This window comes from Streptomyces sp. NPDC102437, assembly GCF_044765565.1.
Lineage (GTDB): Bacteria > Actinomycetota > Actinomycetes > Streptomycetales > Streptomycetaceae > Streptomyces.
On record NZ_JBIWKI010000029.1, the window covers coordinates 97,870 to 104,360 of the forward strand.

Annotated in this window: 2 protein-coding genes; both read left to right on the plus strand. The window is 72.1% G+C overall.

The genetic code is table 11. The features are described from left to right. The first annotated feature begins 195 nt into the window (after positions 1-195). Entirely contained in the window at positions 196-3,057 is a 2,862-nt protein-coding gene (gene topA / locus ACIRJP_RS30450; protein WP_404180888.1) for a type I DNA topoisomerase, read from the plus strand. A 164-nt stretch (positions 3,058-3,221) separates the two neighbouring features. Beyond that, positions 3,222-6,356 (plus strand): dTMP kinase, encoded by a 3,135-nt coding sequence (gene tmk / locus ACIRJP_RS30455; protein WP_404180891.1) that lies wholly within the window; start codon positions 3,222-3,224, stop codon positions 6,354-6,356. Positions 6,357-6,491: the final 135 nt, after the last annotated feature.

A 6,491-nucleotide genomic window follows, 5' to 3' on the forward strand; every position in this document is an offset into this window, starting at 1 on the left:
GTGCACACGGCGGTCCGGGCGGTCCGGGCGGCAGGAATGGCGGAAGTCGGGTTACCGTTCGAGTGGCCGTTGCGGGCTTTTGCCGTTTGACACGGGGGCGGGTTGTACCGTCACACTCCGCAGCGACAGCACCATCGGCAGCGTCATCGCGCTGCCCGGATGCCCACCGAGCGTCGACCGGAGAGAAGAGCGAAGTTGTCCCCGACCAGCGAGACCGCACAGGGCGGCCGCCGACTCGTCATCGTCGAGTCGCCTGCCAAGGCGAAGACGATCAAGGGCTACCTCGGCCCCGGATACGTCGTCGAGGCGAGCGTCGGGCACATCCGCGACCTGCCGAACGGCGCCGCAGAGGTACCGGACGAGTACACCGGCGAGGTCCGTCGGCTCGGCGTCGACGTCGAGCACGACTTCCAGCCCGTCTATGTCGTCAACGCGGACAAGAAAGCCCAGGTCAGGAAGCTCAAGCAGCTGCTGGCCGAGTCCGACGAACTCTTCCTCGCCACCGATGAGGACCGCGAGGGCGAAGCCATCGCGTGGCACCTGCAGGAAGTCCTGAAGCCCAAGGTCCCGGTCCACCGGATGGTCTTCCACGAGATCACCAAGGACGCGATCCGGGCCGCCGTCGCCAACCCGCGCGAGCTCAACCAGCGCATGGTCGACGCCCAGGAGACCCGCCGCATCCTCGACCGTCTCTACGGCTACGAGGTCTCGCCGGTCCTGTGGAAGAAGGTCATGCCGCGCCTGTCGGCCGGCCGTGTCCAGTCCGTGGCGACCCGTCTCGTCGTCGAGCGGGAGCGCGAGCGCATCGCCTTCCGCTCCGCCGAGTACTGGGACCTCACCGGCACCTTCGCCACCGGCCGCACCGGTGACGCCTCCGACCCGTCGAACCTCACCGCCCGGCTCAGCGCGGTCGACGGCCGCCGCATCGCCCAGGGCCGAGACTTCGGTCCGGACGGGCAGCTGAAGTCCGCCTCCGGCCAGGTGCTGCACCTGGACGAGACGAACGCCCGCGCCCTGGCCGCCGCGCTCGCCGACTCCTCGTTCGCCGTCCGGTCCGTCGAGTCGAAGCCGTACCGCCGCTCCCCGTACGCCCCGTTCCGCACGACGACCCTCCAGCAGGAGGCGAGCCGCAAGCTGGGCTTCGGGGCCAAGGCCACCATGCAGGTCGCGCAGAAGCTGTACGAGAACGGCTTCATCACCTATATGCGTACCGACTCCACGACCCTCTCGGACACCGCGGTCTCCGCGGCACGGGCGCAGGTCACCCAGCTCTACGGCGCCGACTACCTGCCGGACAAGCCGCGCACGTACGCCGGCAAGGTCAAGAACGCACAGGAGGCGCACGAGGCGATCCGCCCCTCCGGCGACCGCTTCCGCACCCCCGCCGAGACCGGCCTCACCGGCGACCAGTTCCGGCTCTACGAGCTGATCTGGAAGCGGACCGTCGCCTCCCAGATGAAGGACGCGGTCGGCAACTCCGTCACCGTCAAGATCGGCGGCCGGGCGAGCGACGGCCGGGACGCCGAGTTCTCCGCGTCCGGCAAGACGATCACCTTCCACGGCTTCATGAAGGCGTACGTCGAGGGTGCCGACGACCCGAACGCCGAGCTCGACGACCGTGAGCGGCGCCTGCCGCAGGTCGCCGAGGGCGACGCGCTGTCCGCCGAGGAGATCTCGGTCGACGGCCACGCCACCAAGCCGCCGGCCCGCTACACCGAGGCCTCGCTGGTCAAGGAGCTCGAAGAGCGCGAGATCGGCCGCCCGTCGACGTACGCGTCGATCATCGGCACGATCCTGGACCGCGGATACGTCTTCAAGAAGGGCACGGCGCTCGTCCCGTCGTTCCTCTCCTTCGCCGTGGTCAATCTGCTGGAGAAGCACTTCGGCCGGCTCGTGGACTACGACTTCACCGCGAAGATGGAGGACGACCTCGACCGCATCGCGCGCGGTGAGGCCCAGTCCGTGCCGTGGCTCAAGCGCTTCTACTTCGGTGCGGGCGACGACACGGCCGGTGCGGGCTCGGCCTCCGACGCGGGCAACGGCGACGGCGACCACCTCGGCGGTCTGAAGGAGCTCGTCACCGACCTCGGTGCGATCGACGCCCGCGAGATCTCCTCGTTCCCCGTCGGCAACGACATCAAGCTCCGGGTGGGCCGCTACGGCCCGTACATCGAGCGCGGTGAGAAGGACGCCGAGGGCCACCAGCGCGCGGACGTCCCGGAGGACCTGGCGCCCGACGAGCTGTCCGTCGAGTACGCGGAGGAGCTGCTGGCCAAGCCGAGCGGCGACTTCGAGCTCGGCGCGGACCCGGTCACCGGGCACCAGATCATCGCCAAGGACGGGCGCTACGGCCCGTACGTCACCGAGGTGCTGCCCGAGGGCACCCCGAAGACCGGCAAGAACGCGGTGAAGCCGCGGACCGCCTCGCTCTTCAAGTCCATGTCCCTGGACACGGTGACGCTGGCCGACGCGCTCAAGCTGATGTCGCTGCCGCGCGTCGTCGGCGAGGACGCCGAGGGTGTCGAGATCACCGCGCAGAACGGCCGCTACGGCCCGTACCTGAAGAAGGGCACGGACTCGCGGTCGCTCACCTCCGAGGACCAGCTCTTCGACATCACGCTCGAAGAGGCCCTCACGATCTACGCCCAGCCCAAGCAGCGCGGCCGGGCCGCGGCCAAGCCGCCGCTGAAGGAGCTGGGGACGGACCCGGTGAGCGGGGCTCCGGTCGTGGTCAAGGACGGCCGCTTCGGCGCGTACGTCACCGACGGCGAGACCAACGCGACGCTGCGCACCGCCGACAGCGTCGAGGACATCACGCCGGAGCGCGGCTACGAGCTGCTCGCCGAGAAGCGTGCCAAGGGACCCGCCAAGAAGAAGACGGCGAAGAAGGCCCCGGCCAAGAAGGCGACCGCGAAGAAGACGGCCGCCAAGAAGACCACGGCGACCGCCAAGAAGACGGCGGCGAAGAAGACGACGGCGACCGCGAAGAAGACGACGACCGCCGCCAAGAAGGCGACCGCGGCGAAGAAGGCCACCGCGGCGTCCGTGGAGGACTGAACCGAGCGGTAGGGCCGAAGCGTCCCGGGGGGCCGGATTTTCCGGCCCCTTCGGCGTTCGCACGGGTTTCCGGCGGGGCGGGCCGGAAGTACCGGGACGGCTCGGGCGCCCATATGTTCGGACGGGGCCCCCGGGGACCCCGCCGCTCCGGATAGGCTGGGCGGATGACGCGAGCCGAGCAGCCAACGGTCGTGAGCCCCACCTCCGACACACTTGCCGCAGACTCACGCGAGCGCGCCGTACGAGCCCTGTTGCGTGTTCCCCCGCTGAAGCGGTTGTGGAGCGCGCAGCTCGTCGGCAGTACCGGCGATGCCCTCGCCCTTCTCGTGCTGGTGCTGATGTCGCTGCAAGCGGCGGTCCTTGAGGGCTCATTCGGGACCGGGTACCGAGGCGCGGCCTTTGCCGTCGCCGCGGTGTTCGGTGCCCGGATCCTTGCCACCCTGCTCTTCGGAGCCGTACTCCTGGGGCCGCTGACGACGCTCACCGCGCCCGGCGGACCGCTGGACCGGCGGTGGCTGATGATCGGGACGGCCGGGCTGCGGCTCGCGCTGCTGGTCGTCGCGCCGCTGTGGATCGACTGGATGCCCGACAAGGCACTCATGATGATCCTCATCACCGTCTTCGTCGTCGGCGCGGCCGAGCGCCTGTGGACGGTCGCCAAGGACGGCGCCGCCCCCGCACTGCTGCCCGCCCCGCCCCCCGAGGGCGCGACGGTACGCCCGCTGCCCGACCACCTCGACGCACTGCGCCGGCTCTCCGTCCGGACCGACTTCGCCGCGATCCCGCTGGCGGCGGCCGCACTGCTGATCGCCACCCTCATCGGCAACCTGCTGGGCTCGGGCCTGGAATGGTTCTCGATCCACCAGGCAGCCCTCGGCTCGTACGTCGCTGCCGGGCTCTTCTCGGCGTCGATCTCCATCCTGTACTTCCTGGAACTGCCCGGTACGCAGACCCCGCGCCCGCGCTCGCCGCTGGAGGGCCTGCGACGGCCGTCGACCGGCAGCGGACCCGACAGGGGCCGCACCGGATCCGTCCCGCTGGTCGTCGGAGCGTCGGCCGCCGTCGCCGGAGCCATCGCCGCGGCCGCCGCCGTCTCGGTGCTGCACGCCGCCGACCTGGGCGGCGGACCCGCCACCTTCGCACTGCTGATCCTCGGCCTGACCGGCGCCACCGGGGTCGGCATCCGGACCGCGGAGAAGGTGCTGCCCACCCTGTCGCGGCGCCGGCTGCTCTCGCTGGCCACCGCCGTCACCGGCCTCGCACTGCTCGCCATGGGCCTCGTGCCGGACACGGCGACCGTGCTGATGATCGCGGTGCTCGCCGGTTACGCCGCGGGCGTCGCCGCACACACCGGTCATGTCCTGGTCGACCAGGAGACCGAGGAGTTCCGCCGGGCCAGGACCACCGAGCACCTCCAGGCCGTCGTACGGGTCCTCATCGCGCTCGGCGCGCTCGCGGGCCCGCTGCTGGCTGCCGCGATCGGCGCCCACCGGCTGGGCTCGGGCGACTTCGCCTTCGAGCACGGTGGAGCGGCCTTCACGCTGATGCTGATCGGCGCGCTGCTGCTGCCGGTCGCCGTGATCGTCCTCGCAAAGACGGACGACCGCTCCGGAGTGCCACTGCGCCGCGATCTGCGCGAGGCGCTGCGCGGCGGCGACCCGGCGGTCGCCCCCGCCGCGACCGGCTTCTTCATCGCTCTGGAGGGCGGCGACGGCGCGGGCAAGTCCACCCAGGTCGATGCGCTCGCCGACTGGATCCGCGCCAAGGGCCACGAGGTCGTCGTCACCCGTGAGCCGGGCGCGACGCCGGTCGGCAAGCGGCTGCGCTCGATCCTGCTCGACGTCTCGTCGGCCGGGCTCTCCAACCGGGCCGAGGCGCTGCTGTACGCCGCCGACCGCGCCGAGCACGTCGACTCGGTCGTCCGTCCGGCGCTGGAGCGGGGTGCGATCGTCATCTCCGACCGCTACATCGACTCGTCCGTCGCCTACCAGGGCGCGGGCCGCGACCTCTCCCCGACCGAGATCGCCCGGATCTCGCGCTGGGCCACGAGCGGCCTCGTCCCGCACCTGACGGTGCTGCTGGACGTCGACCCTGAGACCGCCCGGGAACGGTTCACCGAGGCCCCCGACCGGCTGGAGTCCGAGCCGCCGGAGTTCCACGCCCGGGTCCGGTCCGGCTTCCTGACGCTGGCCGCGGCCGACCCGACCCGCTACCTGGTCGTGGACGCGGGCCAGGCCCCGGAGTCGATCACCACGGTCGTACGGCACCGTCTGGACCAGCTCCTTCCGCTCTCGGAGGCCGAGATCAAGGCCCAGGAGGAGGCGCGCAAGGCCGCCGAGGAGGAGGCCAGGCGCAAGGCCGAGGAAGAGGCGGCCCGCAAGGCCGAGGAGGAGCGGCTGGAGCGCGAGCGGCAGGAACAGCTCGCCAAGCTCCGTGCCGAGGAGGAGGAGCGCAAGGCCCGCGAGCTGGAGGAAGCACGCCGGCGCGAGGCCGAACGGCAGGCGGAGGAGGCCCGGCAGCGGGCCGAGGAAGCGCGCCGGGTGGCCGAGGAGGAGCGGGTCCGGCGGGAGGCCGAGGAGGCTGCCCGTGAGGCCGAGCAGGCCAGGCTGCGCAGGCAGGCCGAGGAGGAGGCGCGGCTGCGCAAGGAGGCCGAGGCGCTGCGGCTGGAGAAGCAGCGCAAGGCCGAAGAGGCGCTGCTGCGCGCCGAGGAGGCCCGCAGGCGTGCGGAGGCCGAGGCCGCCGCGGCGGCGGCGGAGAAGGCTCGTGCGGAGGCCGCTGCGGCCGCGTCCGTGCCGGAGAACGAGATCACGGTGCCGACGCCGATCGTCAACCCGAACGACGTGACGCAGCAGGTGCCCGCCCCGGACAGCTCGACCTCGTCCTCCTCCGATGAGGCCGAGACGGCGATGATCCCCAAGATCCACGACTGGTCCGGCCGTGCAGGCGGCTCCGGTGCGCCGGGTGCCGCCGACGAGACGACGGTTCTTCCCCCGGTACGGGAGACGAATCCGGCGGACCGTATTCCGCGGGGCATCTTCCGCGACGAGCGCCCGGCGAACTCCGCGCCGGAGAGCGAGAACGAGCGCACCCGCGAGCTTCCGCAGGTCGGCGGCTGGGAGGACCAGCAGCATCCGGAGCAGCGGGAGCGCTCCGGCCGACGGCCTCGTCCCGACTGGGCCGAGGAGACCCCGTTGGACGACCTGCCGACGCTGGCGGACGAGCTGCTGGGCGATCACCGCGACCAGCCGGACGACGAGGGCTCGGGCCGCTCGGGCCGGGGACGCCGCCCGCGCCGCTGATCCGTGCCGGCTGCCGGGGGGGGCGGGCCCCCCCCCCCCCCGGCCGCCATGTTGGGGGGATTGGGAGAGCCCGGCCCCCCCCAGGGAGGACCGTACGGGCCTACCGGTAGGCACACAGACCCCGGCAACAACAAG

Bases quoted from the DNA above. Each gene is read 5' to 3' on its own strand.
- tmk (WP_404180891.1), top strand. From the start codon at position 3,222: ATGACGCGAGCCGAGCAGCCAACGGTCGTGAGCCCCACCTCCGACACA.